Origin of the sequence: Rhizobium leucaenae USDA 9039 (assembly GCF_000426285.1) — a bacterium.
Lineage (GTDB): Bacteria > Pseudomonadota > Alphaproteobacteria > Rhizobiales > Rhizobiaceae > Rhizobium > Rhizobium leucaenae.
On the sequence record NZ_AUFB01000003.1, the window covers coordinates 297924 to 320945 of the forward strand.

At 60.5% G+C, this 23022-nt stretch carries 24 protein-coding genes, 1 tRNA gene and 1 riboswitch; of the genes, 11 read left to right on the forward strand and 14 right to left on the reverse strand.

Features of this window, described 5'->3' with window-relative positions; genetic code table 11:
- Positions 1-42: 42 nt before the first annotated feature.
- Both apaG and K290_RS0106425 read right to left on the reverse strand, forming a co-directional pair.
- Positions 43-435, reverse strand: coding sequence for a Co2+/Mg2+ efflux protein ApaG (apaG, locus tag K290_RS0106420; RefSeq protein ID WP_028751121.1), 393 nt, complete (start codon positions 433-435; stop codon positions 43-45).
- A 325-nt stretch (positions 436-760) separates the two neighbouring features.
- Positions 761-1945 (reverse strand): O-succinylhomoserine sulfhydrylase, encoded by a 1185-nt coding sequence (locus K290_RS0106425; RefSeq protein ID WP_028751122.1) that lies wholly within the window; start codon positions 1943-1945, stop codon positions 761-763.
- Between the two features lie 43 nt (positions 1946-1988).
- A riboswitch (SAM riboswitch) is annotated at positions 1989-2067 on the reverse strand.
- A gap of 168 nt (positions 2068-2235) precedes the next feature.
- Between K290_RS0106425 and K290_RS0106430 the strand changes: the two genes are divergently transcribed.
- The 3 genes from K290_RS0106430 (at position 2236) to K290_RS0106440 (ending at position 4233) form a co-directional block, all read left to right on the forward strand.
- Positions 2236-3330, forward strand: a complete 1095-nt coding sequence (locus K290_RS0106430; protein WP_028751123.1) for a 2'-deoxycytidine 5'-triphosphate deaminase — start codon at positions 2236-2238, stop codon at positions 3328-3330.
- A 58-nt stretch (positions 3331-3388) separates the two neighbouring features.
- A tRNA-Gly gene (locus tag K290_RS0106435) sits at positions 3389-3462 on the forward strand.
- 183 nt (positions 3463-3645) lie between these two features.
- Positions 3646-4233, forward strand: a complete 588-nt coding sequence (locus tag K290_RS0106440; RefSeq protein ID WP_028751124.1) for an acyltransferase — start codon at positions 3646-3648, stop codon at positions 4231-4233.
- Positions 4234-4316: 83 nt separating this feature from the next.
- On the opposite strand, the gene K290_RS0106445 is transcribed toward K290_RS0106440, so the two are convergent.
- The gene (locus tag K290_RS0106445; protein WP_028751125.1) at positions 4317-6326 is read right to left on the reverse strand and encodes a methyl-accepting chemotaxis protein; all 2010 of its coding nucleotides are present in this window, start codon (positions 6324-6326) and stop codon (positions 4317-4319) included.
- 400 nt (positions 6327-6726) lie between these two features.
- On the opposite strand from K290_RS0106445, the gene K290_RS0106450 reads away from it, so the two are divergent.
- Positions 6727-7560: a transporter substrate-binding domain-containing protein gene (locus K290_RS0106450; RefSeq protein WP_245276487.1), complete on the forward strand. Its 834-nt coding sequence runs from the start codon at positions 6727-6729 to the stop codon at positions 7558-7560.
- 111 nt (positions 7561-7671) lie between these two features.
- On the opposite strand, the gene K290_RS0106455 is transcribed toward K290_RS0106450, so the two are convergent.
- From K290_RS0106455 to K290_RS0106470, 4 genes are all read right to left on the reverse strand, one after another.
- Entirely contained in the window at positions 7672-8085 is a 414-nt protein-coding gene (locus K290_RS0106455; protein WP_028751127.1) for a tellurite resistance TerB family protein, read from the reverse strand.
- Positions 8086-8166: 81 nt separating this feature from the next.
- The gene (locus tag K290_RS37695; RefSeq protein WP_028751128.1) at positions 8167-9279 is read right to left on the reverse strand and encodes a thermonuclease family protein; all 1113 of its coding nucleotides are present in this window, start codon (positions 9277-9279) and stop codon (positions 8167-8169) included.
- A 15-nt stretch (positions 9280-9294) separates the two neighbouring features.
- Positions 9295-9960, reverse strand: coding sequence for a S24 family peptidase (locus tag K290_RS0106465; protein WP_028751129.1), 666 nt, complete (start codon positions 9958-9960; stop codon positions 9295-9297).
- A gap of 139 nt (positions 9961-10099) precedes the next feature.
- Positions 10100-10528: a hypothetical protein gene (locus K290_RS0106470; RefSeq protein ID WP_028751130.1), complete on the reverse strand. Its 429-nt coding sequence runs from the start codon at positions 10526-10528 to the stop codon at positions 10100-10102.
- Positions 10529-10645: 117 nt separating this feature from the next.
- On the opposite strand from K290_RS0106470, the gene K290_RS0106475 reads away from it, so the two are divergent.
- Positions 10646-11002, forward strand: coding sequence for a DUF952 domain-containing protein (locus K290_RS0106475; protein WP_028751131.1), 357 nt, complete (start codon positions 10646-10648; stop codon positions 11000-11002).
- Positions 10999-12087 carry a quinone-dependent dihydroorotate dehydrogenase gene (locus K290_RS0106480; RefSeq protein ID WP_028751132.1) on the forward strand — a complete coding sequence of 363 codons (1089 nt, stop codon included), beginning with the start codon at positions 10999-11001 and terminating at the stop codon, positions 12085-12087. The genes K290_RS0106475 and K290_RS0106480 overlap by 4 nt, the downstream gene beginning before the upstream one ends.
- Here the strand turns inward: K290_RS0106480 and K290_RS0106485 are convergent.
- The 3 genes from K290_RS0106485 to K290_RS0106495 are packed head-to-tail and all read right to left on the reverse strand — an operon-like array spanning position 12063 to position 14201.
- Positions 12063-13412, reverse strand: coding sequence for an MATE family efflux transporter (locus tag K290_RS0106485; RefSeq protein WP_028751133.1), 1350 nt, complete (start codon positions 13410-13412; stop codon positions 12063-12065). The two genes, K290_RS0106480 and K290_RS0106485, sit on opposite strands and share 25 nt — an antisense overlap.
- A 17-nt stretch (positions 13413-13429) precedes the next feature.
- The gene (locus K290_RS0106490) at positions 13430-13933 is read right to left on the reverse strand and encodes a CAP domain-containing protein (protein WP_028751134.1); all 504 of its coding nucleotides are present in this window, start codon (positions 13931-13933) and stop codon (positions 13430-13432) included.
- 1 nt (position 13934) lies between these two features.
- The gene (locus K290_RS0106495; protein WP_028751135.1) at positions 13935-14201 is read right to left on the reverse strand and encodes a DUF6460 domain-containing protein; all 267 of its coding nucleotides are present in this window, start codon (positions 14199-14201) and stop codon (positions 13935-13937) included.
- A gap of 196 nt (positions 14202-14397) precedes the next feature.
- Here K290_RS0106495 and K290_RS0106500 point away from each other — a divergent pair, with 196 nt between their 5' ends.
- Positions 14398-15342: a class I SAM-dependent methyltransferase gene (locus K290_RS0106500; RefSeq protein ID WP_028751136.1), complete on the forward strand. Its 945-nt coding sequence runs from the start codon at positions 14398-14400 to the stop codon at positions 15340-15342.
- 107 nt (positions 15343-15449) lie between these two features.
- Positions 15450-16085 carry a YitT family protein gene (locus K290_RS0106505; protein ID WP_028751137.1) on the forward strand — a complete coding sequence of 212 codons (636 nt, stop codon included), beginning with the start codon at positions 15450-15452 and terminating at the stop codon, positions 16083-16085.
- 12 nt (positions 16086-16097) lie between these two features.
- Here K290_RS0106505 and K290_RS0106510 read toward each other — a convergent pair whose 3' ends face one another.
- Positions 16098-16289, reverse strand: a complete 192-nt coding sequence (locus tag K290_RS0106510; protein ID WP_028751138.1) for a DUF2735 domain-containing protein — start codon at positions 16287-16289, stop codon at positions 16098-16100.
- Between the two features lie 444 nt (positions 16290-16733).
- On the opposite strand from K290_RS0106510, the gene K290_RS0106515 reads away from it, so the two are divergent.
- Positions 16734-17774 carry a glutamine synthetase beta-grasp domain-containing protein gene (locus tag K290_RS0106515; protein WP_028751139.1) on the forward strand — a complete coding sequence of 347 codons (1041 nt, stop codon included), beginning with the start codon at positions 16734-16736 and terminating at the stop codon, positions 17772-17774.
- 211 nt (positions 17775-17985) lie between these two features.
- On the opposite strand, the gene K290_RS0106520 is transcribed toward K290_RS0106515, so the two are convergent.
- Both K290_RS0106520 and K290_RS0106525 read right to left on the reverse strand, forming a co-directional pair.
- Positions 17986-18447: a carboxymuconolactone decarboxylase family protein gene (locus K290_RS0106520; RefSeq protein WP_028751140.1), complete on the reverse strand. Its 462-nt coding sequence runs from the start codon at positions 18445-18447 to the stop codon at positions 17986-17988.
- 23 nt (positions 18448-18470) lie between these two features.
- Positions 18471-18971, reverse strand: a complete 501-nt coding sequence (locus tag K290_RS0106525) for an RrF2 family transcriptional regulator (RefSeq protein WP_028751141.1) — start codon at positions 18969-18971, stop codon at positions 18471-18473.
- A gap of 176 nt (positions 18972-19147) precedes the next feature.
- On the opposite strand from K290_RS0106525, the gene K290_RS0106530 reads away from it, so the two are divergent.
- Both K290_RS0106530 and pdeM read left to right on the forward strand, forming a co-directional pair.
- Positions 19148-21658 (forward strand): ligase-associated DNA damage response DEXH box helicase, encoded by a 2511-nt coding sequence (locus K290_RS0106530; RefSeq protein WP_028751142.1) that lies wholly within the window; start codon positions 19148-19150, stop codon positions 21656-21658.
- Positions 21659-21690: 32 nt separating this feature from the next.
- Positions 21691-22431: a ligase-associated DNA damage response endonuclease PdeM gene (gene pdeM, locus K290_RS0106535; RefSeq protein ID WP_028751143.1), complete on the forward strand. Its 741-nt coding sequence runs from the start codon at positions 21691-21693 to the stop codon at positions 22429-22431.
- On the opposite strand, the gene K290_RS0106540 is transcribed toward pdeM, so the two are convergent.
- Entirely contained in the window at positions 22428-22988 is a 561-nt protein-coding gene (locus tag K290_RS0106540; RefSeq protein ID WP_028751144.1) for a dihydrofolate reductase family protein, read from the reverse strand. The two genes, pdeM and K290_RS0106540, sit on opposite strands and share 4 nt — an antisense overlap.
- Positions 22989-23022: the final 34 nt, after the last annotated feature.

The window sequence follows — 23022 nt, forward strand, 5'->3', positions numbered from 1 at the left end:
AAGATGAAACGGTGTTGCGGTTCCGCGAAAAGCTGAACCGCTTCAGTTCAGCGTCCGCAGCAGGTTGGGCGTATCCAGCGAAAAGGCGGGGATTTTGACGTGGAAAAGCTTTCCGTCGTCCGTCTCCATCTGGTAATGGCCGAACATCATGCCCGAGGGCGTATCGAGCGGGCAACCCGAGGAATATTCATAGGTATCGCCGGGCTGCAGTCTCGGCTGCTCGCCCACGACACCGGGTCCGGTCACCTCGTCCACCATGCCATTCTGGTCGGTGATGTGCCAATAGCGCGTCACCAGCCGGACGGAGACGGTCGAGTGGTTGGAAATGACGATGCGGTAACCCCAGACGTAGCGGTCGTCTTCTGGATCGGATTGCTCCTCCAGATAAAAGGGTTCGACAACAACTTCGATGTCGTGTGTTAGTGCGCGATACATGCCTGACACCTTGGTCATTACTCCGAAACGTCGCGCGTCCAAACGAACGCACAAAGGACGCTCCAGCATTTTAAATCTAGGGCACCTTATCCGCTTTCTATGATCCCACGGAAAGCGGGATACTTAGGGGTATCCTATAAAGCGACCTCTTCCGTCAAGGAATGGATTGGTGAAAACGCCTTTGACGGATTAAACCCTTCGGATTTTCAGATGTTAGGACTAACTCTAAAGGTTAATCGTCCGCGGTCGAAAGTATAGGCGCACGGTCTGTTTTCAAGACGTGTAAGCCCGCCCGAACAATATTCGGGCGGGCTTGGGTAGAACGTCAGGCGGAAACCTGCGCTAGTGCGCGGGCGAAATCCTCGACCAAATCTTCGCCGTCTTCGATTCCGGCGGAGAAGCGCACCGTTCCAGGCGAAATACCGAGCTCGGCACGGGCCTCGTCGGTGAGATTCTTGTGCGTGGTGGTGGCCGGATGGGTGATCAGGCTCTTGGAGTCGCCGAGATTGTTGGAAATCTTGACGATCTCCAGCGCGTTCTGCAGCTTGAAGGCCGCTTCCTTGCCACCCTTCAGTTCGAAAGCCACCAGCGTCGAGCCGCCGGTCATCTGCTTGGCGATGATGTCTGCCTGCGGATGGTCCTTGCGGCCGGGATAGATCACCTTGCCGACCTTACCCTGGTCGGCGAGGAAGTCGGCGATCTTGGCTGCGTTCTGCGTCTGCTGCTTGACGCGCAGCGGCAGCGTTTCGATGCCCTTCAGCAGCGTCCAGGCAGTGAACGGCGACATGGCCGGGCCGGTATGGCGGAAATAATCGTGCAGGTTCTCGTCGATCCACTGCTTGTCGGAGAGGATGACGCCGCCGAGCGAACGGCCCTGGCCGTCGATGTGCTTGGTGGCGGAATAGACGACGATGTGCGCACCGAGCTCCAGCGGCTTCTGGAACAGCGGCGTCGCGAAGACGTTGTCGACCACGACCTTGGCACCGATCTGATTGGCAAGCTTGGCGACGGCAGCGATATCCACCACTTCCAGCGTCGGATTGGTCGGGCTTTCCAGGAAGAATACCTTGGTGTTCGGCTGGATTGCCTTTTCCCAGTTCTCGATGATGCGGCCGTCTACCAAAGTGCACTGGATGCCGTATTTCGGCGCCAGCGTCTCGACGACCCAGCGGCAGGAGCCGAAGAGGGCGCGGGCTGCCACGATATGATCGCCGGCCTTTAGCTGGCAAAGGATGGCGGCGGCAACGGCGGCCATGCCGGAAGCGGTGGCGCGGGCATCTTCGGCGCCTTCCAGAGCGCACATGCGCTTCTCAAACATGTCGTTCGTCGGGCTGCCGTAACGGGCGTAGATGAAGCCGTCGGTCTCACCCTTGAAACGGGCCTCGGCTGCTTCCGATGTGTCGTAGACGAAGCCTTGCGTCAGATAGATTGCTTCGGAGGTCTCGCCGAATTGCGAACGGAGCGTTCCGCCGTGAACGAGCTGGGTTGCGGGGCGCCAAGTCTTGCTCATGCCATCACCACTTTCAAAACAAAAAAACCGGTCGCGAAAGCAGACCGGTTTAACCCCGGTCCTTTTAGCCACTTGTTTAACGTGGCTGCAAGCCGACCGGCCAAATCACCACGGGATAAGTTGCAATACTGCCGTTGACCGCTTGCGTCAATTCCCCGAGTTTGGTTTTGTCTGCGGCAAATTACTGCCCATGCGTCCGTCAGAATGCGCAGAGGTCACAGTAACGTTTTGAACGGCGCATATCAGGCAAGTCTATTTCGACCTGCTGGGTCATGCGCTGGGAAAGAGGCATGATGGCTCGCACTACTGGAATTTTGGCCGATCGCGCCATTGCGGCGCTCTTCGAAGCGGGGCGGCTGACGAGCGAGAAGGAACTCGACGTCGATCAGATTCAGCCGGCAAGCCTTGACCTGAGGCTTGGCTCGCATGCCTTCCGTGTGCGCGCCAGCTTCATGCCCGGCCCATCGCATCTCGTCGCCGACAAGCTCGACCGGCTGAAGCTGCATGTGGTCGATCTCTCGGAAGGCGCGGTGCTGGAAACCGGTTGCGTCTACATCGTGCCGCTGATGGAGCGGCTTGACCTGCCGCCCGATATGTCCGCTTCCGCCAATCCGAAAAGCTCGACCGGCCGTCTGGATATCTTCACCCGCGTCATCACCGATCGTGCGCAGGAATTCGACAAGATCCCGGCCGGCTATTCCGGCCCGCTCTATCTCGAAATCAGCCCGCGCACCTTCCCCATCGTCGTGCGCCGCGGCTCGCGCCTGTCGCAGATCCGCTTCCGCGTCGGCCAAGCCATGCTCTCCGAGCCGGAGCTGCTGGCGCTGCACGAGAGCGAGACGCTGGTCGCCAGCAAGAAGCCGAACGTCACCGGCGGCGGCATAGCGCTGTCGATCGATCTTGCCGGCGATAAGGAAGGCCTGATCGGCTATCGCGGCAAGCACCACACCGCAGTCGTCGATGTCGACAAGAAGGCCCAGCACGATATCTTCGATTTCTGGGAGCCGCTCTACAGCCGCGGCCGCACCGAACTGATCCTCGATCCGGATGAATTCTATATTCTGGTCTCGCGCGAAGCCGTTCATGTGCCGCCGCACTATGCCGCCGAAATGACGCCCTTCGATCCGCTGGTCGGCGAATTCCGCGTTCATTACGCCGGCTTTTTCGACCCCGGCTTCGGCCACGCACCCACCGGCGGTCGCGGCAGCCGCGCCGTGCTGGAAGTGCGCAGCCACGAAGTCCCCTTCATCCTCGAAGACAGCCAGATCGTCGGCCGCCTGGTCTACGAGCACATGCTGGAACAGCCCTCCAGCCTCTACGGCTCCGGCCTCGGCTCCAACTATCAGGCGCAGGGCCTGAAGCTGTCGAAGCATTTCCGGCTGTGATCGCCTATTTGGCGGCCTTGACACAGGCCGCCAACTGTTGGACACCTCTGAATGTCAGGCGGGTGTAGCTCAATGGTAGAGCAGCAGCTTCCCAAGCTGAATACGAGGGTTCGATTCCCTTCACCCGCTCCAGAATCCACAAAACATCCTTATCACGTCAAAAATGTCATCTCCGCCTTCGGCGTTTAAGCCGGTTCTTCGCTGAAACGGCGGACGGGCGAGGTGTACTGCCGCGTCGCCACGAAACCCGCCTTCATTCAGGTTAATGCCAGACATTCATGCCAGAAGGTCATCCCTGAACTGGAACGAATGCCGATGCTCAATGTTGCGCTGCTTTACAGATTGAGGGCGATCTTTACGCGCGGCGCGTTGAAGATCTCCCGCCGCACCAAGGTGCCGCGCAGCGCGACGATCAACTGGAAGGATGGCAGCATCAGCATCGGGTCGAAGGCCTTTCTGCGCAGGGGGATCGTCATCGATGCCCAACGCGGCAGCATCGATATCGGCCGAAGCGTCTCCCTCAACGACTATGCCATTCTGCTGGGACGCGGCGGCATCACGATCGGCAACGACGTGCGGATCGCGGCCCATGCCATGGTCGTCTCGTTCGACCACAATTTCGATGATCCTGCGCAGCTCATCCGCATGCAGGGCGTTACCAAGAAGCCGGTCGTCATCGAAGACGATGTCTGGATTGGCGCCGGGGCGAAAATCCTGGGCGGCTCTCATATATCCAAAGGATGCGTCATCGGCGCTAACGCTGTCGTCAAGGGGAAGACCGAACCCTATGGCATCTATGTCGGCGCTCCCGCGAGGCTGATCAGGCGGCGGGGCGAAGCTCGTAATGTCAGACACGGGAATGTCGAACGGCTCTCTTTCTCCAAAAGAAAAACGGACCCATAGGCTCCATCGAACAAACAGGCGGGACGCGATGACGCGTCCGGCCTGTTTGTGTGGAGTTATGGCGCAAAGTAGCGGTGACAGCCTCAGAATTCCGTCCAGTCCGCGTCCTTTGAGGGAGTCGCCACCGTCTGGCTGTTGTCGCTGAAGGCGCTCATCAGTTTTTGGCCGAGCGCGCGGGCAGGTGAGGGTGCCGGGCGTGCTTTCGTTCCTTCGACGGCGCGCACTGGAGCAACCGCCGGCCGCGGCGCAGGGCGGGTGGACACACGAGGTGCGTGGCTCGACGGAGCAGCAGAAGCAACATAACCGCCTTCGGTTCCGGTCATGCGGAACTGGCCGAGCAGGGCCGTCAGCGAGGCAGCTTCCGTTGCCAGGCTATGACTGGCGGCGGTGCTCTTCTCTACCATGGCGGCGTTCTGCTGCGTGCCGTGATCCATGGCGTTGACGGCAGTATTGATCTCCTGGAGGCCGGCTGATTGTTCGCGGGAAGCTTCGGCGATGGCGTGCACATGCCGGTTGATCTCCTGCACTTCCGAGACCATGGCGTCGAGCGCCTTGCCAGTCTCGCCGACGAGATTGACGCCGGTGTGAACATGCGTGCTGGATGCGGTGATCAGCGTTTTGATCTCCCTGGCGGCATTGGCCGAGCGCTGCGCCAGTTCGCGCACCTCCTGGGCGACGACCGCAAAGCCCTTGCCGGCTTCACCGGCACGGGCTGCCTCGACTCCGGCGTTCAAAGCGAGAAGGTTGGTCTGGAAGGCGATGTCGTCGATCACGCCGATGATGTTGCCGATCTCGGAGGAGGATTTCTCGATCTGCTGCATGGCGCTGACGGCATTGCGGACGATTTCGCCGGACCGTTCGGCGCCGGCGCGGGTATGGGCGACAAGCTGGCTCGCTTCTTCTGCTCGCTTGGCAGCGTCCTCGACCGTGGTGGTGATCTGCTCCAGGGCGGCGGCCGTTTCTTCGACGGAGGCGGCCTGTTGTTCGGTGCGCTTGGAAAGCTCGTCGGCGGAGCCGCGCATCTCGTTGGCGCCGGCGCCGATGGCGCGCGCATTGGCGCCGACCGCCTGCATGGCCTCGTTCAGCTTGATCAGCGAATTGTTAAAATCCTGCCGTAGCTGGTCAAGATGGGCGACAAACTGCGTGTTGATGTGCGTAACGAGATCGCCGTCCGCCAGGCGCTTCAGACCGTCGCCGAGCGCCTGAACCGCCTGCTGCAGATGCGCATCTTCCGCCACCCTTTGCGCTTCATGTTCGGCGCGCTCGCTGTCGCTGAGATTGCGGTCGGCTTCGGCCTGCGCTTCCAGCCGGCCGCGTTCGATGGCGTTGTCGCGGAAAACGGAAACTGCAAACGCCATCTGCCCGATTTCGTCACGGCGGTCGAGCCCCTCGATTTCGCTTGTCGTATCGCCGCTGGCAAGCGTCGCCATGCGGCGATGCAGACGGGTCAACGGCGTTGCGACACCGGCCTGCGCGACATAGACGCCGACAGCGATGGCCAAAAGCGTCAGGGTGCCGAGAATGGCGAGCGTGTAGTCGATTGTCGTGGTGATATGGGCGGACAAGGCATCGGCGCCATTGTTCATCCGGTCGGTCAATTCATTATTATTGGCCTGCATCTTGGCGACAAGCGCTGTCAACTTGTCGCTGACGGCGGCCATGCCTGCGCTCGCGCCTTTGACGTCGCCGCTCCTGCGCTGTTCGATCACCTTGTTCGTCAGCGCCTCCAGCTCGTCTATGCCGGCGAGGATATTATCCATCTCTGCCTTTTGCAAAGGAACCTGGCTTTCAGCCTGTTTCAACCGATCCCTGGCCTCCGCGAAACGGCTTTTGGCGCCGGCGACCGCCTTGAAGGAATCGCTGTCGGGATCGAAATCCAGCATCATGCTTGCCTGCAGCACAGAAGCCAGAATGGATGTGCTGGAGCGCGCGCCTTGGGTCGCCGCAACGGCCTCATTGTCGAGGAGAGCGCCGTAAGCCTGGTCTGCTTTGCGGAATTCGCTGACGATGTAGAGCAGGCCGGCGAAGGCGATGATCCCGAGAAACAGGATCACGGCGAGCATCTTGGTTTTGATTTTCAGGTTCCTGAACATGACAATCCGTCTGGGAGATATCGCACAGCACCGGACGCGAGCGCGCCATGAACCGCTTCCGGGGGAAACGTTGGAGTCGCGCTTGCTGGCTGGTGCACGCAAGTGAAGCCGAATTTTATGAGATACCTTGGCAAACAAGGTTCGGACGACCTGCGTCATGCGATCAGCTCCTGGAGCCGACGTCGTCGACGCCGAATAGAATCGATAGAGCTTAATCGACCGCTAACACTGATAGCTCCAAAGCCCGATTCTGACGACTATCCCCGCTTTTTCCGGCCATTGCATTCTCCCTTCCGCACGACTCTGTTACACCGGTTTCGAAATCAAAAACCGCGAGCCGCCGGAGGGGATCATCGTCATGCGTGTTTGCCTTTCGTCGTTGGGATCCTTGGCAAGCCGCATGGCAGGCGCGGCGCTGATCTCTGCCTGCTGCGCCACGCCTCTGGCGGCCCAAGAAGCGCCGCCGCCCGGCCTGCCGATCCTGTTCGATTCGCGTGAGCGGCTGCCGAAGCCGGACCTTTCTTCGCTGGTCAGGCTGCGTTTCCTCACCTCCGTCGATTTCCCGCCTTTCAATTTCGCCGATCAGAACGGCAAGCTCGCCGGCTTTCATGTCGATCTCGCCCGCGAAATCTGCGACGAGCTCGGCATATCGGACAAATGTCAGATTCAGGCATTGCCCTTCGATGAATTGCAGGGCGCGCTGTCCGCTTCGCAAGGCGATGCGGTGATCGCCGGCGTCGCCGTGACGCCCAAGCTGCGTAAGAGCTTTACCTTTTCGCGCCCCTTCCTGATGCTGCCCGCTCGCTTCATCCGCAATTTGAAGGCATCGATCGACGGCACGACGGCCGCCGCCCTTACCGGTCATCCGGTGGGTGTGGTCAAAGGCACGGCGCATGAGGCGATGCTCGCCGCCTTTTTCCCCTCCATCAAGCAGGTGCCCTTCGACGACAAGGACGCGCTGTTGGCGGCGGTAAAAGACGGCAAGGTCGACGCTGCCTTTGCCGATGGCTTGCAACTGTCCTTCTGGGTATCGTCGTCATCAGCCGAAAAATGCTGCGCGCTGTTCGACGGTCCCTATCTCTCCCAGCAATTTCTCGGCGAAGGCATGACCATCATGCTGCGCCAGCAGGATGCCGATCTGACGGACGCGATCAACCATGCACTGGCCACATTGTCCCGCGACGGCCGGCTGCAGGAAATCTATCTGCGTTATTTCCCTTACGGACTCTATTGATGAAGCGTCTTAAAGCTCGTCGCGAATCTTTCAGATTCGCTCCCACGCTTTAGCTCCTTGTTTATGCATGTCGTTTTCGCAAAACCGCCGCACACTTTTGCGCGACATGCACTAGCCCTTGCGGTATCGGGCAATAGCGCTGCGCTCGATGGCGGCGCAGGTCAGCTTGTCGAGACCGAGACGGTCGCGCAGCAGGCTGAGCAGGCGCAGTTCCTCGGCCTTGACCGAGAAATCGGCGGAAGCGACCTCGACGGCAAGCGCATAGGCAGTGTCGTAGAGCCGCACCGGCAAGGTGTCGCGCACGGTTTCCAGCACGATATCGAGCCCTTCGCTGCCGGCGAGAAGCTTGGCGCAGTCGCGGGAAACCGAGATCAGCCTCTCGTCATCGAAACCATCGAAAACTGGCAGCGCATGGATCAGCTCGCCGATCCGTCCCAATTCCTTATCGTTCATGGTCCGATCGACGGCGGATGCCATCACCATGACGTAGATCAGGGCCTCATGGGCGGAAAGCGGCTTGTTCATGGCAGTGGAGAATCCTTTGATTTGGCAGCAGACTAGAAAGTCGCCCCTCTCATGACAAGAGCGCGTGTCGGAACCATGACGTCAGATCGGATTGAGCGGATTTTCCTTGGCAGGTGCAGGCCCAAGCGTTGACTTTCCGCCCGCGCGGGGATCGTCACCATAGATGCCACGTTTTTGCTGTTTCGCCTGTTCGGCAAGCGCGACCAATGGCGATCCGGCCTCCGGTTCGGCCCAGCCGAAACGCACCAGCCATTCGCTGAGATCGACGCGAACATATCGGCAAGCGCCGGTGACCGTACCCTGCCAGGTCGGATTGGGCAGATCGCAGTCTATGGTGCGGCCGCGCAGATACATGCGGAAGGCCGTACGCGCAGCCGCCCCGCAAGGCCAGCTCTTGCCATTCGGCCCCGTGCACATCCGGTCGACATCCGTCGGAATAATGCCCGGGAGCTGCACGCTCCTGCGGCCAATGGTCAGTATCCCCGCGCGATCCGAAAGCGGCCGCACCAGTTCCACCGGCTTTGCTTGCTCGCTCGGCTTTTGGTCGCTGTTGGGCGCCGCCTGCTGCGATGCTGGTTCGTCAGGCGAAGTCCGCCGGGCTGCGGCAGCCTGCTGCCTGTCCACCTGATCGGCGGGCATTTGGCTCGCCGGTGTCTGGTACGCATTGGTTTCGTCTGATGGCGCCGACTCTGTCGGCATCGCCTGCGCCACCTGCGTCTCGCCCGGATTTGCCGCTGTCGCATTCTGTTGCGCCAACTCGGTGGATGCCTTGCTTTCGGGCAATATCGCTGGCTGCACGCCCGCGGCGGACTGGTCTTTGCCGATTTGATCCGCTGTGGTGGCGACAAGCGCTTTGGCCGTCCCTTCCAGCGTCGACGTTGGCGTTGCGGCCGGTGTCGTCTGCTCGGCAACGGCAGCAGGTTGCACCGAGGCCTTGTCGTTTGGCTTTGTCTCGGCCGCTAGCATCGCCTTTTGCTTCGTCGTATCGGTAGGCTGCTGGACCGAAGTGGCTTTTGCCGGTACGGCCGCCGTTGCCGTTTCCACTAGTGTCGGTGCACTTCCAGCCGGTGGGCTTTCGGCTGCGGCTCCGTTCGCCAAACCGGAACCATGCTCTTCGACCTGCACGGCAACCAGCGTCAGCCACGAACCGAGGACCACACCTGCCAAACTTGCCAGCCAGAAATCACGACGCATAACGAGAAAACTTTCCTATTGGCTGGCCCAAATGATGCGTGCCATCCACTCCACATCCGCAAGATCGAAGCTTCGATTGGGATGCTCCGGGTTGAGTGACAGCAGTTCGATCGACCGCGCACTCTGTCTGAGCAGCACTTTGGCCATGACTTCGCCTTCGCGGGTCTTGACCACTACACGATCATTGCGCCTGATCTGGGCTCCCGGTTCGACAATCAGCACGTCGCCGTCGCGATAGAGCGGCAGCATGCTCTCGCCCTGCACCTCCAGCGCATAGACGCCGCCCTTTTGCCCGGGTGACACTGGAAATTCCACCATGTCCCACCCTTGACCGGCGGGAAAGCCGCCGTCATCGAAAAAGCCACCCGAACCGGCTTGGGCAAAGCCGAGCAGCGGGATGGAGCTCGCCGGTAAAGGGAAAGTGCGATCGGATGTGCTGCCGGCGCTTTCCACCGAGCGCATGAAGCCCAGAAATTGCTCCATGCTGGCCCCGGTTGCATCCAGCACCTTGGCGATCGATTCCGTCGAAGGCCAGCGCAGACGTCCGTCCTGGCTCAACCGCTTCGACTTGTTGAACGATGTAGGATCGAGCCCTGCGCGGCGGGCAAGACCGGACGCCGTCAGGGCATGCCTTTCGGCAAGCCTGTCGATCGCGCTCCATATCTGCTCATGTGACAGCATTGCGTTCAGCATACTCGGAAGCCGGAATGTTCGGCGTTTAACCCTTAAAGAAAGGTTAAGCGAGGCTTTTTTACGAGTAAAGGGCGGCGTAGGAATAAGGTCCTTTGTCCCCCTTCTTTCACTATTGATTCCAGTCGCTTCAGGTCTTCTGCGGCTGCGCCTGATTGTCGGGAGCCTCCTTCTGGAATTCCTTCGCCATGCCCATGAAGCCGCGCATGAATTTCTGCATGATACCGAGGGTTCGATCGATGTCGGCATCGCTCGGCAAGTTCGATACGCCGCTCGCGGCTACCGCCTTTTCCAGCTTCGAGACGCGATCTGCGAGGCGATCGAGTTCGTTCTCATAGGCGGCGCGCTCATCGGCGGCCATGCGGCAGACTAGATTGCCGTTTTGATCCTCGCAGATCGACATCGCACCGGTCTGCTTGTCCAAACGGACGAAATGATCGCCGCTGCGCTCGAGCTGGAAGCGCGCGGGGTCCGGTTCCGCGGCGCGGCCAGGCGTGGAGAGAAGTAGAGCGGCGGGCAGGATGAGGGCCGCAAGACCTGATACCATTTCCTTCGTCATGTCATCCTCCGGATTTTCTGCTTAATGTGCACTCATCTGCACTTTTCCCGGTGATCCCCGTGGACATCGGCAACGGTTTTCGTGCAAAGCCCTATCAAGGACACAAGTCATGTAAGGATGATGACTGCGATGCCAGTGGTTTACAAGATCGTGCCGGATACGCTCTGGCAGCAAGCCAGACAAACCGGCGTTTTTAATGGCGCATCGATCGATCTGACCGACAATTTCATCCACCTGTCGACGGCAAAGCAGGCAAAGGAAACCGCCGCGCGGTATTTTGTCGGCCAGCAGGGCCTCCTGCTGGTCGCGATCGACGGCGATGCGCTCGGCGACAAGCTGGTGTTTGAGCCCTCACGCGGCGGCGATCTTTTCCCGCATCTCTATGCGCCGCTGCAGCTTTCGGCCGTGCTCTGGGAAAAGCCGCTGCCGATCGGCCCCGATGGCGCGCATATCTTTCCGGAGATGCCGGAATGATCGGTGCCTTCCGCGACCTCGGCCGGCGTGGTCTCTTCATGTTCGATCCGGAAACGGCACATGGAATGTCGATCGCGGCGCTAAGATCTGGTCTTGTTCCGGCCTGCCGGATCACCAATGACGCCCGACTGCGTCGGACCGTCGCCGGATTGGATTTTGCCAATCCGCTCGGCATGGCAGCCGGTTATGACAAGAACGCCGAGGTGCCGGAGGCGCTGTTGAAGCTCGGCTTCGGCTTTACCGAGATCGGCACGGTGACGCCGAAGCCGCAATCCGGCAATCCGCGCCCGCGCATCTTTCGCCTGGTGGACGACGAGGGCGTCATCAATCGCCTCGGCTTCAACAATGAAGGCCATGATGCGGCCTTCCGGCGTCTGCAGCCGATCCGCGGCAAGGGCATCATCGGCGTCAACATCGGCGCCAATAAGGATAGCACTGACCGTATCGCCGATTACGTCGCCGGCATCCGCCGTTTCTATTCCGTGGCGTGCTATTTCACCGCCAACATCTCCTCGCCGAACACGCCGGGCCTGCGCGATCTGCAGGCGCGCGAAAGCCTTTCGGCGCTGCTGTCGGCGGTGCTCGCCGCGCGCAATGAAGAGGCTGCGAAGGCAGGCAAAAAGATCCCGGTTTTCCTGAAGATAGCTCCCGATCTGACCGAAGAAGGCATGGACGATATCGCTGCCGAAGTTTTGGAGCATGCGCTGGACGGGCTGATCGTTTCCAACACCACGCTTGCGCGTGACGGCTTGAGGGATCAGGTCCAGGCAAAGGAAACCGGCGGCCTCTCGGGCAAGCCGCTCTTCGAAAAGTCCACGACCGTACTCGCAAAGATGCGCCGTCGGGTCGGCGCAGCCCTGCCGATCATCGGTGTCGGCGGCGTTTCGTCGGCGGAGACGGCGCTGGAGAAGATCAAGGCCGGCGCCGATCTCGTGCAGCTCTACTCATGCATGGTCTACGAAGGCCCCGGCCTGCCGGGCCGTATCGTCAGCGGCCTGTCGAAGCTGCTCGATCGCGAGCGCGTCGGCTCGATCCGCGAGCTGCGTGATAGCAGGCTCGATCATTGGGCAGATAGAAACGTCTGATCGGCTCGCTTCTTCAGGCCCATGACCAGGAAAATGCCGCGGAACAGCAGGAAAGCGTTCACGGCCAGCCACAGGCCGTGATTGCCGAGGGTCGGCACGAAGACCGCAAGCGCCAATAGATAGCCGGTAAACGACATCAGCATGCGATTGCGCATGGCGCTGGACCAGGTGGCGCCAATGAACACGCCGTCCAGCAGGAAGGCGAGGACGCCCGTCAGTCCGGCGATGGCGGCCCAGGGCAAGTAATTTGCGGCGGCGGCGCGAACCTCTTCAGAAGTGGTCAGCAGACGGATCAGCGCCGGGCCTGCAATCAGGAAGAAGAGGGTAGTGGCAAGCGCCAGGCCGAAGGACCAAAGACTGGTTAGCTTCAGACCCCTGTCGAAGGCTGGACGGTAGTTGGCCCCGATCGAGCGGCCGGTGATCTGTTCGGCTGCGTTGGCGAGCCCGTCGAGGTAACAGGCCGACAGCAGGAAGAAGTTCATCAGCACGGCATTGGCGGCAAGCGTGACCGCGCCGAAGGAGTTGCCGATGCGGGTCATCAGCGTGAAGGCGCCGAGCAGTACGAAGGTGCGGATAAGGATATCGCGGTTGAGCGCGAAGAGCTGCTTGAGCTTGGCGGGCGATAGCAGTTCTGCGCGGGTCGGCCGCGCCTCGCCGGCAAAGCCGCTAAGCACGATGGTAAGGCCTGTGAGCGTACCGGCAGCCTCGCCAATGAGCGTGCCCCACGCGACGCCCGCAACGCCCCAGCCAAGCCAAAGACCGAGCACGAGTGCAAGAATGATGTTCACGCCATTGATGACGGTTTGCAGCAGCAGGCCGATGCGGCCTTGACCGCGCCCAAGCACAAAGCCGAGAATGGCATAGTTGGCAAGCGCCGCCGGGCCTGACAGCACACGGATCGAGAAATAGGTGCGTGTCGCCTCTGCGACGCCGCCCTCCGGGCACATCAGTTTGATCCCGAGCCAGAGGAGGACGGGTGATAGCAGCACGATCATCACGCCGCATCCGAGCGCCGACAGTAGCGCCCGCCAGAAAACGGTCTGCTGCTCGTGCTGGTCGCGGCGGCCAAGGGCTTGCGCCGTGAGGCCGGTGGTCGAGGCGCGCAGGAAGTTGAAACTGGCAAAGAGCAGATCGAAGAGCATGGCGCCGATCGCCAGCCCCGCGAGCGCATCCGGCTGGCCGAGATGCCCGACGACGGCGGTGTCTGCAAGGCCGAGCAATGGCGTCGTCATGAAGCCGAGCGTCATCGGTAGGGCGATCGACAGCACCAGCCGATGCGTCACCTCAAAGGGCAGAACCCTCCCGCCATGCTCTCGATGATCCATGTCCAATCAGCCCGTCTTCAATTCGAAGACAGCACCATGGACCAATAGGGCTTGTCACTGGAAGAGGGAGTATAGGCAAGGGCGACGCCGAGGCCGTTATATTTGCCGAGCATGTTGTGCAAATGCTTCGGCGAATTGATCCAGGCCGTCACCGCGGCGTTCACGTCGCGCTGGCCCTCGGCAATATTTTCGGCCGCCGGCAGCTTGACGCCACTTGCCTTGACGCGCGTGCCGAAATTGTCGCCGATGCCCATCAGATGTTCCATCTTGCCGGCATCGGCCATGCGTTTGGCCTGGTAGATTGCGGCCGTGCTGGCAGCCGGATCGATCTTGAGCGGCGGCAGCCCATTCTTGGCACGCAGGGAGTTGACGAGCGGCAGCGCGGAAGCGGTCTCGTCATTGGCCGGCGTGTTGGAAACATGGGTGGGCGACGTGGCGCAGCTTGCGACGATGGCAGCGAGCGCAAGGCCGGTGAGGCGCAGCGCGTGGCGCCGCGTAGAAGACGGAATGTTTGGGATCATATCAGCGGCGGTAATTGAAAAGGCGGAGAATGATGAAGAGCGGAATGACGATGGTGGCGCCGAGCAGCAGATAATCGCCGAACTCGCCGAGCGCGGCAAAGCCGCTGTGCCAGAGATCGAGAAGGAAGCGGCGGAGACCATAGAGGAAATCGAGCGGCCGCCAGCCGAAGAATTTCATCACGAAACCGACGATCAGCGACACGATAATAAGCTTCACGAGTGTACGGCCGGGCGAATCGCCGAGGAACCTGTTCACCTGATCGGACATGCGGCTGTCTCCATAATGCCTGTCGAGCGGTTTTGAGATAAGGCTGCGGCTTGCGACTCGCAAGCGCTTTTGCCCGATACGTACTGAAACAGTGCGCACCGAAACAGTGCTTACCTGAAACATGTGTCTGCCTGAAATAGGACTTGAGTTTTTTTGTGGCCACGTCCAAAGGCAGGTACCAAACAGGACCGAGACCATGCTGCCGAGCGAGCTTTCCTCCGGTGACGTCATCGCCGACCGTCGCGCAGACTATGCGAAGATGCTCGCCGAAAGCGGCGAGCCGGCAAGCGCTGCCGAATTGATGGAGCAGGCGCTGGAACTGACGCCGAACTGGGCCGCCGGCTGGTTCACGCTCGCGACCTATCGTGAAAAAGCGGGGAATACCGAAGGTGCCATAGAGGCGCTGAACAAGGTCCTAGCCCTCGATGCAAGCGATGTCTTCGGTGCCCGGCTGAAGCTTTCGGTTCTGGGTGCGGCCGATCTGCCGGATCGCCCGCCGAGCCGCTATGTGGAGCGTCTTTTCGACGACTATGCCGACCGTTTCGAGACGTCCCTGATCGAAAAACTCGGCTATAGCGTGCCGCAAAAGCTCGCGGCTCTCATCGCCGATACGGGCGGCATACCCCGCGATTTCCGTCTTGCCGTCGATCTCGGTTGCGGCACGGGCCTGTTTGGTCCGGAAATCCGTGCGCGCGTCGATCGGCTGGAAGGGTTCGATCTGTCGAAAAGCATGCTCGCCAAGGCAGCGGAAAAGCATGTCTACGACCATCTCGGCCAGGCCGATCTGTCGCTGGAACCAGAGCTGTCAGGCGTTTTCGATGCCCGGCTTGAGGCGTACCGCGCGGATCTGATCACCGCCGCCGACGTGCTGATGTATCTCGGCAATCTGCATGGTGTGATGGCGATCGTGCGCAAGCTCACAGTCGATGGGGCCGTCTTTGCCTTTTCGGTCGAGGATGCGCAGCGGCCGGCCGGCTATGTGCTGCGCGACTCACTGCGCTTTGCGCACTCGGAAGCCTATGTGAAGGAGATCCTGGCCGAACAAGGTTTTGTCGTACAGAATCTCGCCCGCAGCGTCATTCGCATGGATGGCGGAAAACCTGTCCACGGCATTCTGTTCATTACGCGCAAATCGGCCTGATTATCCGAATCTTGCGAATTTCAAATAGGTCAGTATTGCTTACGTATTTTCACTTGATTGCCGCCTGCGCTTTCAGCAGAAAGCCCCGGAAACACAGGGGATAGCACATGGCGAATGCGAAGAGCGCTTTTGGCGTCTGGAATACATCCGCGACCCGGCATTCATGGGCCGAGGACGTTCAGGGTATCATTTCCGGCAGCCTGATTTCGTCGCTCGGGCTGTTCTGCCTTTCCAGCGCCGGCCTTTTGACGGGCAGCACCGCCGGCATCGCTTTCCTGCTGCATTACGCGATCGGCGTAAATTTCGGCCTAGCCTTCTTTTTGGTCAATCTGCCGTTCTTCTATCTGTCGCTGAAACAGCTCGGCCCGGCTTTCACCATCAAGACCTTCATCGCTATCGCGCTGACATCGCTGCTCACCAACCTGCAGCCGCTGCTTTTCGATGTGGCGCATATCAATGCCCTGTGGTCGGCAGTGCTCGGGGGCATCCTGCTCGGCTTCGGGCTGCTCGCGCTGTACCGTCATCGCGCCAGCCTTGGCGGTGTGGGCATTCTGGGGATTTATCTGCAGGAGCGTTTTGGAATAAGGGCAGGGCTGGTGCAGCTTGCGATCGATCTCTGCGTGCTCGCGGTCGCTTTCGCGGTCACCACACCCCCTGTGGTCATCTGCTCGGTGATCGGCGCGATCGCGCTCAACCTCTTCGTGGCGATCAATCATCGATCGGATCGCTATATCGCCTTATGATTGGCGAGTGCTTTACTGCTTGCGGCTGGGATCGGTCTCGGTGATCGCCTCTTCATGATACCAGCTATCGAAAGCAGCCGTTGCGATGCTCGGGCCGATATCGGGGGTGAGGTTCACCTTTGGACGCTGGCTTGCCGCCGTAGGGCGGGCCTTGACGGGGAGCTGATAGATCTTTGCCGTTTCGCTTTGAGCACTGATTGCCATTCGCTGTCTCTCCCTTTTGGTGTCTAAGCGGGCGCGCTTAAAGAGACAGCTCATATATAGCAAAGTCGAACGTCGATTTCAGCAATTTGCTCAAAAAAAATGCTGAAAGTTGAAATTATAGGCAATTTCACTGCTTAACGATCGTGGGTTGCCAATATGCTTTGCCGATTTTTCGAGCTGAGGCGAATCCGTCGATCTGCGACAAGTTGGCAGTCCTCCCCAGCCGGGGCGCTTACGATTTGAAAGGAATCCGGCGCTTAGCTCTCCGAAATGCCGGGAAAAGGCGGCGCTGCAGCAGATTTTTGGGTGACTGAGCGGGCCGCCTTGCGATTCTGGCACGGCAAATGCATCTCCCTTGGCAGCCGTTCGTAGCGAGGAATTTTCCGGCGGGCGCGCCGGTCAAGTTTTTCCTACTTCGCCTGATTAACTGTTATGAGGTGCGTAATGACGAAATATAAGCTCGAGTACATCTGGCTCGACGGGTACACCCCGGTACCGAACCTGCGCGGTAAAACGCAGATTAAGGAATTCGACGCATTTCCGACGCTCGAGCAGCTTCCGCTTTGGGGCTTCGACGGTTCGTCGACGATGCAGGCCGAAGGCCGCAGCTCCGACTGCGTGCTGAAGCCGGTCGCGATCTATCCGGATCCGGCCCGTACCAATGGCGCTCTCGTCATGTGCGAAGTCATGATGCCGGACGGCGTTACGCCGCATCCGTCCAACAGCCGCGCCACCATCCTCGACGACGAAGACGCATGGTTCGGCTTCGAGCAGGAATATTTCTTCTACCAGGACGGCCGTCCGCTCGGTTTCCCGGAATCCGGCTATCCGGCTCCGCAGGGCCCGTACTACACCGGCGTCGGCTATAAGAACGTCGGCGATGTCGCTCGCGAAATCGTTGAAGAGCACCTCGACCTCTGCCTCGAAGCAGGCATCAACCATGAAGGCATCAACGCCGAAGTGGCAAAGGGTCAGTGGGAATTCCAGATTTTCGGCAAGGGCTCCAAGAAGGCCGCCGACCAGATCTGGATGGCACGCTATCTGCTACTGCGTCTGTGCGAAAAGTACGGCATCGACATCGAGTTCCATTGCAAGCCGCTCGGCGACACCGACTGGAACGGCTCGGGCATGCACTGCAACTTCTCGACCAAGTTCATGCGCGAAGTCGGCGGCAAGGCCTATTTCGAAGCGCTCATGGCTCAGTTCGACAAGAACCTCGAAGCTCACATCTCCGTCTACGGCCCGGACAACCACCTGCGTCTGACCGGCAAGCACGAAACGGCTCCGTGGAACAAGTTCAGCTACGGCGTTGCCGACCGCGGTGCTTCGATCCGCGTTCCGCATTCCTTCATCAAGAACGACTACCGCGGCTACCTCGAGGATCGTCGTCCGAATTCTCAGGGCTGCCCCTATCAGATCGCTTCCCAGGTTCTGAAGACCATCTCGGAAGTTCCGACGGCTGGCTTCGCCTCCGAAGCTGCTTGATGAAAAGATTACCTTCTCCCCCCCGGGGAGAAGGTGGCCCAACGGGCCGGTCGAGGGGGCGTTACAAGCGCACTCGAGACCGGCCCTTTGTTTTTGAGATGAATGGCGGTGCGTGCGAACACCTCAAATGAGAGAGGGGACATCCCCTTCCCGGTAACGCCCCCTCAACCCGCTTGCGCGACCTTCTCCCCACTGTGGAGAAGATGTTTTCTCAGGCCGCCTTCGCGTCCTTATCGATGGGATGCTGCGAGCGGAAACCGACTGCCAGCCGGTTCCAAACATTGATCGCGCCGATTGCGACGGTGATCTTGACGATCTCTTCCTCACTGAAGTGCTGCTTCAGCGGCTCGAAGTCTGCGTCCGGTATGCCGGTCTGGGCGATCTTGGTGACGGAGTCGACCCAGCGCAGCAGGGCGCGTTCGCGGTCATCGTAAACAGGCGATTCCCACCAGACGCACATCAGATTGATCCACTGTTCGCTGAGGCCGTCGTGGCGAGCTTCCTTGACATGCATGTCGACGCAATAGGCGCAGCCGTTGATCTGGGAGGCCCTGAGCTTGATCAGGTGAATGAAACGGCGCTCCAGCCCGGAGGTCTGGACGAAATTCTCCAGCGCCATGATGGCCTTATAGGAGTCCGGCGAAGCCTTGGCGAAGTTGAAACGAGGTTGCATGGTTCTCTCCTTTGGTTTCGGATCTATCGTGAGGTTCTGCGTTCGTTGAGGGCAAGGAAGGCGCAGCCTCTTGCCGCGATGCTGCCGTCATCGCCCGCCGCAACATCGGCGAGGATATCGGCAATGGTGGTCTTGGCGAGCTCGGCGCGGTACATCCGCTCGGCCGCCAGCATCGCCGCGCTGATGCCGCACGGCTTTGCGAAATATTTTCCAGGCAGCGGGTTTGGTCCGCGCTGGCGGATTTCGGCGCAGCGAAAGGCAGGCGCCGGCCCTTCGACGGCAAGCACGATATCGAGAAGGGTGATTTCGGCGGGCAGACGCGCCAGCCGGTAGCCACCCTTGGGGCCGGGTACGGTGTCAAGAATGCCGGCGCCGGAAAGCGCCTGCAGATGCTTCAAGAGATAGCTCACCGATACCCCATGAAACTCGGCAATCGCCGCCGCCGAGAGCACGCCGCCCGCAGACAGTCCGGCCAGCATCGCGACGCTGTGTATCGCCTGTTCAACGCCTTCGCCGAGTTTCATCGGTCCGTCCTTTTCAAATCGTGGATATTTTTTATCCGTGATTATTGGAGGAGTCAAATTCTTTTTTTGGACGAGGCTGGAGTCAGGGTATGCCGTGCGCCCGGTATGCACTTTCTACGAACACTGAAGCCGTTGATCGCGCTTCCTATCTCTCGCATTTCGACTACATTTGCCCCGTGGACCAGATCGATTCCGAGCGCCGCCTTACACTTCTTCCCCCTTTCATCCGCTGGTTTGCGGAAAAAGGGTGGCAGCCGCGTGCCCATCAGCTTGAGTTGCTGGCCCGTGCCGAGGCCGGCGAAAGCACGTTGCTGATCGCGCCGACCGGCGCCGGCAAGACGCTGGCCGGGTTTCTTCCCTCGCTCACCGATCTGACCCGGCGCGGCAAGATGCCGCCGGGCTCGGCCTTCACCGGCATCCACACGCTCTACGTCTCGCCGCTAAAGGCGCTGGCTGTCGATATCGAGCGCAATCTGATGAAGCCTGTCACGGAAATGGGCCTGCCGGTCTCCGTCGAAAACCGCACCGGCGATACGCCTGCCGGCAAGCGGCAACGCCAGAAGCTCAATCCGCCGGACATTTTGCTGACGACGCCGGAGCAGGTGGCCTTGCTGCTCGCCAACCACGAAGCCGAACGCTTCTTCAAGGATTTGAAATACATCGTCCTTGACGAGCTGCATTCCCTCGTAACGTCGAAGCGCGGCCATATGCTTTCGCTCGGCCTTGCGCGCCTGCGCAAGCTTGCGCCCAATCTGCAAACCATCGGTCTGTCGGCGACGGTTGCCGAGCCGATGGACCTGCAGAAATGGCTGGTGGCGCAGGAGGAGGGGGCGGCGCGGCATGCCGGCCTCGTGATGGTCGATGGTGGCGCCAAGCCGGATATTTCCATTCTGAAGACCGAGGAACATATTCCCTGGTCCGGCCACTCCGCCAAATACGCCATTCCCGATATCTATCGCGAATTGAAAGAGCACCGGACGACGCTGCTCTTCGTTAATACGCGCTCGCAGGCGGAAATGCTGTTCCAGGAACTATGGTCGGCAAACGACGACAATCTGCCGATCGCGCTGCATCACGGCTCGCTCGATGTCGGGCAGCGCCGCAGGGTCGAAGCCGCCATGGCGGCCAATAAGCTGCGCGCCGTCGTCGCCACCTCGACGCTCGATCTCGGCATAGACTGGGGGGATGTCGATCTCGTCATCCATGTCGGCGCCCCGAAAGGCGCATCGCGCCTTGCCCAACGCATCGGCCGAGCCAACCACCGCATGGACGAGCCGTCGAAGGCGATCCTCGTGCCGGCCAATCGTTTCGAGGTAATGGAATGCCAGGCAGCGCTCGACGCCAATTATATCGGCGCGCAGGATACGCCGCCGGTCGGTGCCGGCGCGCTCGACGTCCTTGCCCAACATATTCTCGGCATGGCCTGTGCGGAACCTTTCGACATGCTGGAGCTCTATGACGAGGTTCGCGGCGCTTCGCCCTATGCCGACCTATCCTGGGAAACGTTCGAGCGCATCGTCGATTTCGTCGCCACCGGCGGCTATGCCTTGCGCACCTACGAGCGTTATGCCCGCATCCGCAAGACGCCGGAAGGCCGCTGGCGTGTCTCCAATCCGCAGGTGGCACAGCAATATCGCCTGAATCTCGGCACCATCGTTGAGGAGGCGATGCTGAACATTCGGCTGGTCAAACGCAATGCGCTGGGCTCGCTTGGTCGCGGTGGCGCTCCCCTTGGCAAAGTCGAAGAGTATTTTCTCGAACAGCTTTCGCCCGGCGACACCTTTCGCTTTTCTGGCAGGGTGCTCCGTTTCGAGGGCATCCGCGAGAATGAATGCCTGGCCTCGCAGACCTTCTCCATGGATGCGAAAATCCCGTCCTACGCGGGCGGCAAGTTTCCGCTGTCCACCTACCTTGCCGATCAGGTGCGCATGATGATCGACGATCCCGATCGCCGTCATCGTCTGCCGGATCAGGTGCGCGACTGGTTGGAGCTGCAGAAAGACAGGTCGCTCCTGCCGAAGCGCGACGAGTTTCTGATCGAGACCTTTCCGCGTGGCAGCCGCGCCTACATGGTCGCCTATCCTTTCGAAGGACGGCTGGCGCACCAGACGCTCGGCATGCTGCTGACGCGGCGGCTCGAGCGGGCCGGTGCAAAGCCGATGGGCTTCATCGCCACGGATTATTCGCTCGGCATTTGGGGCCTGGAGGATATGAGCCTGATGATTGCCGATGGCCGCCTCAGCCTTTCCGATCTCTTTGACGAGGACATGCTCGGTGACGATCTCGAAGCCTGGCTCGATGAATCCTTCCTGCTGAAGCGCACCTTCCGCAATTGCGCCATCATTGCCGGTTTGATCGAGCGCCGCCACCCCGGCAAGGAAAAAACCGGACGGCAGATGACGGTCTCAGCCGATCTGATCTATGACGTGCTGCGCGGCCACGAGCCGGATCATATCCTGCTGCAGGCGACGCGGCGGGATGCAGCCACCGGTCTTTTGGAAATTGGCCGCCTTGGGGATATGCTAAAGCGAATCAAAGGGCACATCACCCATCGCGCGCTGGATCATATCTCGCCGCTTGCCGTGCCGGTGATGCTGGAAATCGGCAAGGTGCCGGTGCCGGGCGAGGCGCATGATGTGGTGCTGGCGGAAGCGGCTGACGATCTGATCCGCGAGGCCATGGAATGAGCATGCCAAACGGATGAGGGCAGACCAAGTTGATGAACCGCCTGGCGCTTGCGCGAGAGATGAACGGCCAAGTGAGGAACGGATTGACGCCTGCATCGGGCGTCGAAACCGCCGTTCATGGCGTCGCCGCCGTCTGCGATCCCCTTGGCGCGCTTTATCTGCCGGATGACGGCATCCTCGTCGTTTCCGATCTGCATCTGGAAAAGGGAGCCGCCTTTGCACGGCGCGGCATGCTGCTGCCGCCTTACGATACGCTGGCGACGCTGACCGTGCTTGCAGCCGTCATTTCCCGCTACGATCCAAAGCTCGTCGTCTCGCTCGGGGACAATTTCCATGACCGTGTGGGCTCCAAGCACCTGCCGGAAGAATTCCGCAGCCTGATCGTCAACATGGCGCGCGGCCGCGAATGGATCTGGATCAACGGCAATCACGATCCGGATGGCACGGTCGATCTGCCCGGTCGCTCTGTCGATGAGATGCATTATGGCGGATTGACCTTCCGCCACGAACCGAAGGGCGGTCAGCAGGCCGGCGAGATCGCCGGCCATCTGCATCCTTCCGCCACCGTCCGCCGCCGCGATAAATCCGTCCGCCGCCCGTGCTTTGCCAGCGACGGCGCCCGCCTGCTGATGCCCGCTTTCGGCATCATGACCGGCGGGCTCGACCTGCGCCACAAGGCCATGGCCGGACTATTCGACCACGAAAGCCTCATCGCTCATGTCCTCGGTCGCGACCGAATCTATTCGGTACGCTTCGGCAATCTCTCGGCCTAAGCTGCTTTTGAAGGCTCGTAGCGCAGGATCACCGCGCCGGTCTTCAGGGGCGTGGCTTCGAGCAGCTTCATCGGAATCCGCTCCGCCGCCGGCTTGAAATGCGGGTTGCCCGCGCCGAGGATGACGGGAACGAGGCAGAGGCGGATTTCGTCCACCAGTCCCGCTTTCAGCAGCGTATCCGTCACTTCGGCGCTGCCGAAGACGAACATGGTCTTACCCGGCTCTTCCTTCAGTTTCCTGACGTCGGCGACGATGTCGCGAACGACCCGGGTATTGTTCCAGTCTGCCTTGTCCATCGTCCGCGATGCTGCGATCTTGGCTATGCCGTTCATATAGGCGGCGATTTCGGGTGTCTCCGGCGCCGTCTGCCAGTAGGCAGCCATGCCTTCATAGGTCTTGCGGCCGAAGATCAGCAGATCGCCCTCCTTGCCGAGTTCGGTCGCGTAGTGCTCCAGCTCGTCGCCCCAGGCGAGCATATGGAAGTCAAGGTCCCAGGGTTTCGGTCCCTCGAAATAACCGTCAAGCGTCATGAGATTCCAGACAACAAGCTTTCTCATCGGTCTCCTCCTTTGCGATAACCGTATCATAATC

Coding starts and splice junctions, on each gene's coding strand:
- K290_RS0106510 (WP_028751138.1), bottom strand. CDS start 16,289: ATGGCAATCAGTGCTCAAAGCGAAACGGCAAAGATCTATCAGCTCCCC.
- K290_RS0106490 (WP_028751134.1), bottom strand. CDS start 13,933: ATGATCCCAAACATTCCGTCTTCTACGCGGCGCCACGCGCTGCGCCTC.
- K290_RS0106425 (WP_028751122.1), bottom strand. CDS start 1,945: ATGAGCAAGACTTGGCGCCCCGCAACCCAGCTCGTTCACGGCGGAACG.
- K290_RS0106445 (WP_028751125.1), bottom strand. CDS start 6,326: ATGTTCAGGAACCTGAAAATCAAAACCAAGATGCTCGCCGTGATCCTG.
- K290_RS0106500 (WP_028751136.1), top strand. CDS start 14,398: ATGCTGCCGAGCGAGCTTTCCTCCGGTGACGTCATCGCCGACCGTCGC.
- K290_RS0106455 (WP_028751127.1), bottom strand. CDS start 8,085: ATGAACAAGCCGCTTTCCGCCCATGAGGCCCTGATCTACGTCATGGTG.
- K290_RS0106495 (WP_028751135.1), bottom strand. CDS start 14,201: ATGTCCGATCAGGTGAACAGGTTCCTCGGCGATTCGCCCGGCCGTACA.
- K290_RS0106440 (WP_028751124.1), top strand. CDS start 3,646: ATGCTCAATGTTGCGCTGCTTTACAGATTGAGGGCGATCTTTACGCGC.
- K290_RS0106485 (WP_028751133.1), bottom strand. CDS start 13,412: ATGGATCATCGAGAGCATGGCGGGAGGGTTCTGCCCTTTGAGGTGACG.
- K290_RS0106480 (WP_028751132.1), top strand. CDS start 10,999: ATGATCGGTGCCTTCCGCGACCTCGGCCGGCGTGGTCTCTTCATGTTC.
- K290_RS0106465 (WP_028751129.1), bottom strand. CDS start 9,960: ATGCTGTCACATGAGCAGATATGGAGCGCGATCGACAGGCTTGCCGAA.
- K290_RS37695 (WP_028751128.1), bottom strand. CDS start 9,279: ATGCGTCGTGATTTCTGGCTGGCAAGTTTGGCAGGTGTGGTCCTCGGT.
- K290_RS0106515 (WP_028751139.1), top strand. CDS start 16,734: ATGACGAAATATAAGCTCGAGTACATCTGGCTCGACGGGTACACCCCG.
- pdeM (WP_028751143.1), top strand. CDS start 21,691: ATGAACCGCCTGGCGCTTGCGCGAGAGATGAACGGCCAAGTGAGGAAC.
- K290_RS0106505 (WP_028751137.1), top strand. CDS start 15,450: ATGGCGAATGCGAAGAGCGCTTTTGGCGTCTGGAATACATCCGCGACC.
- K290_RS0106475 (WP_028751131.1), top strand. CDS start 10,646: ATGATGACTGCGATGCCAGTGGTTTACAAGATCGTGCCGGATACGCTC.
- K290_RS0106470 (WP_028751130.1), bottom strand. CDS start 10,528: ATGACGAAGGAAATGGTATCAGGTCTTGCGGCCCTCATCCTGCCCGCC.
- K290_RS0106525 (WP_028751141.1), bottom strand. CDS start 18,971: ATGAAACTCGGCGAAGGCGTTGAACAGGCGATACACAGCGTCGCGATG.
- K290_RS0106450 (WP_245276487.1), top strand. CDS start 6,727: ATGGCAGGCGCGGCGCTGATCTCTGCCTGCTGCGCCACGCCTCTGGCG.
- K290_RS0106520 (WP_028751140.1), bottom strand. CDS start 18,447: ATGCAACCTCGTTTCAACTTCGCCAAGGCTTCGCCGGACTCCTATAAG.
- K290_RS0106540 (WP_028751144.1), bottom strand. CDS start 22,988: ATGAGAAAGCTTGTTGTCTGGAATCTCATGACGCTTGACGGTTATTTC.
- K290_RS0106430 (WP_028751123.1), top strand. CDS start 2,236: ATGATGGCTCGCACTACTGGAATTTTGGCCGATCGCGCCATTGCGGCG.
- apaG (WP_028751121.1), bottom strand. CDS start 435: ATGTATCGCGCACTAACACACGACATCGAAGTTGTTGTCGAACCCTTT.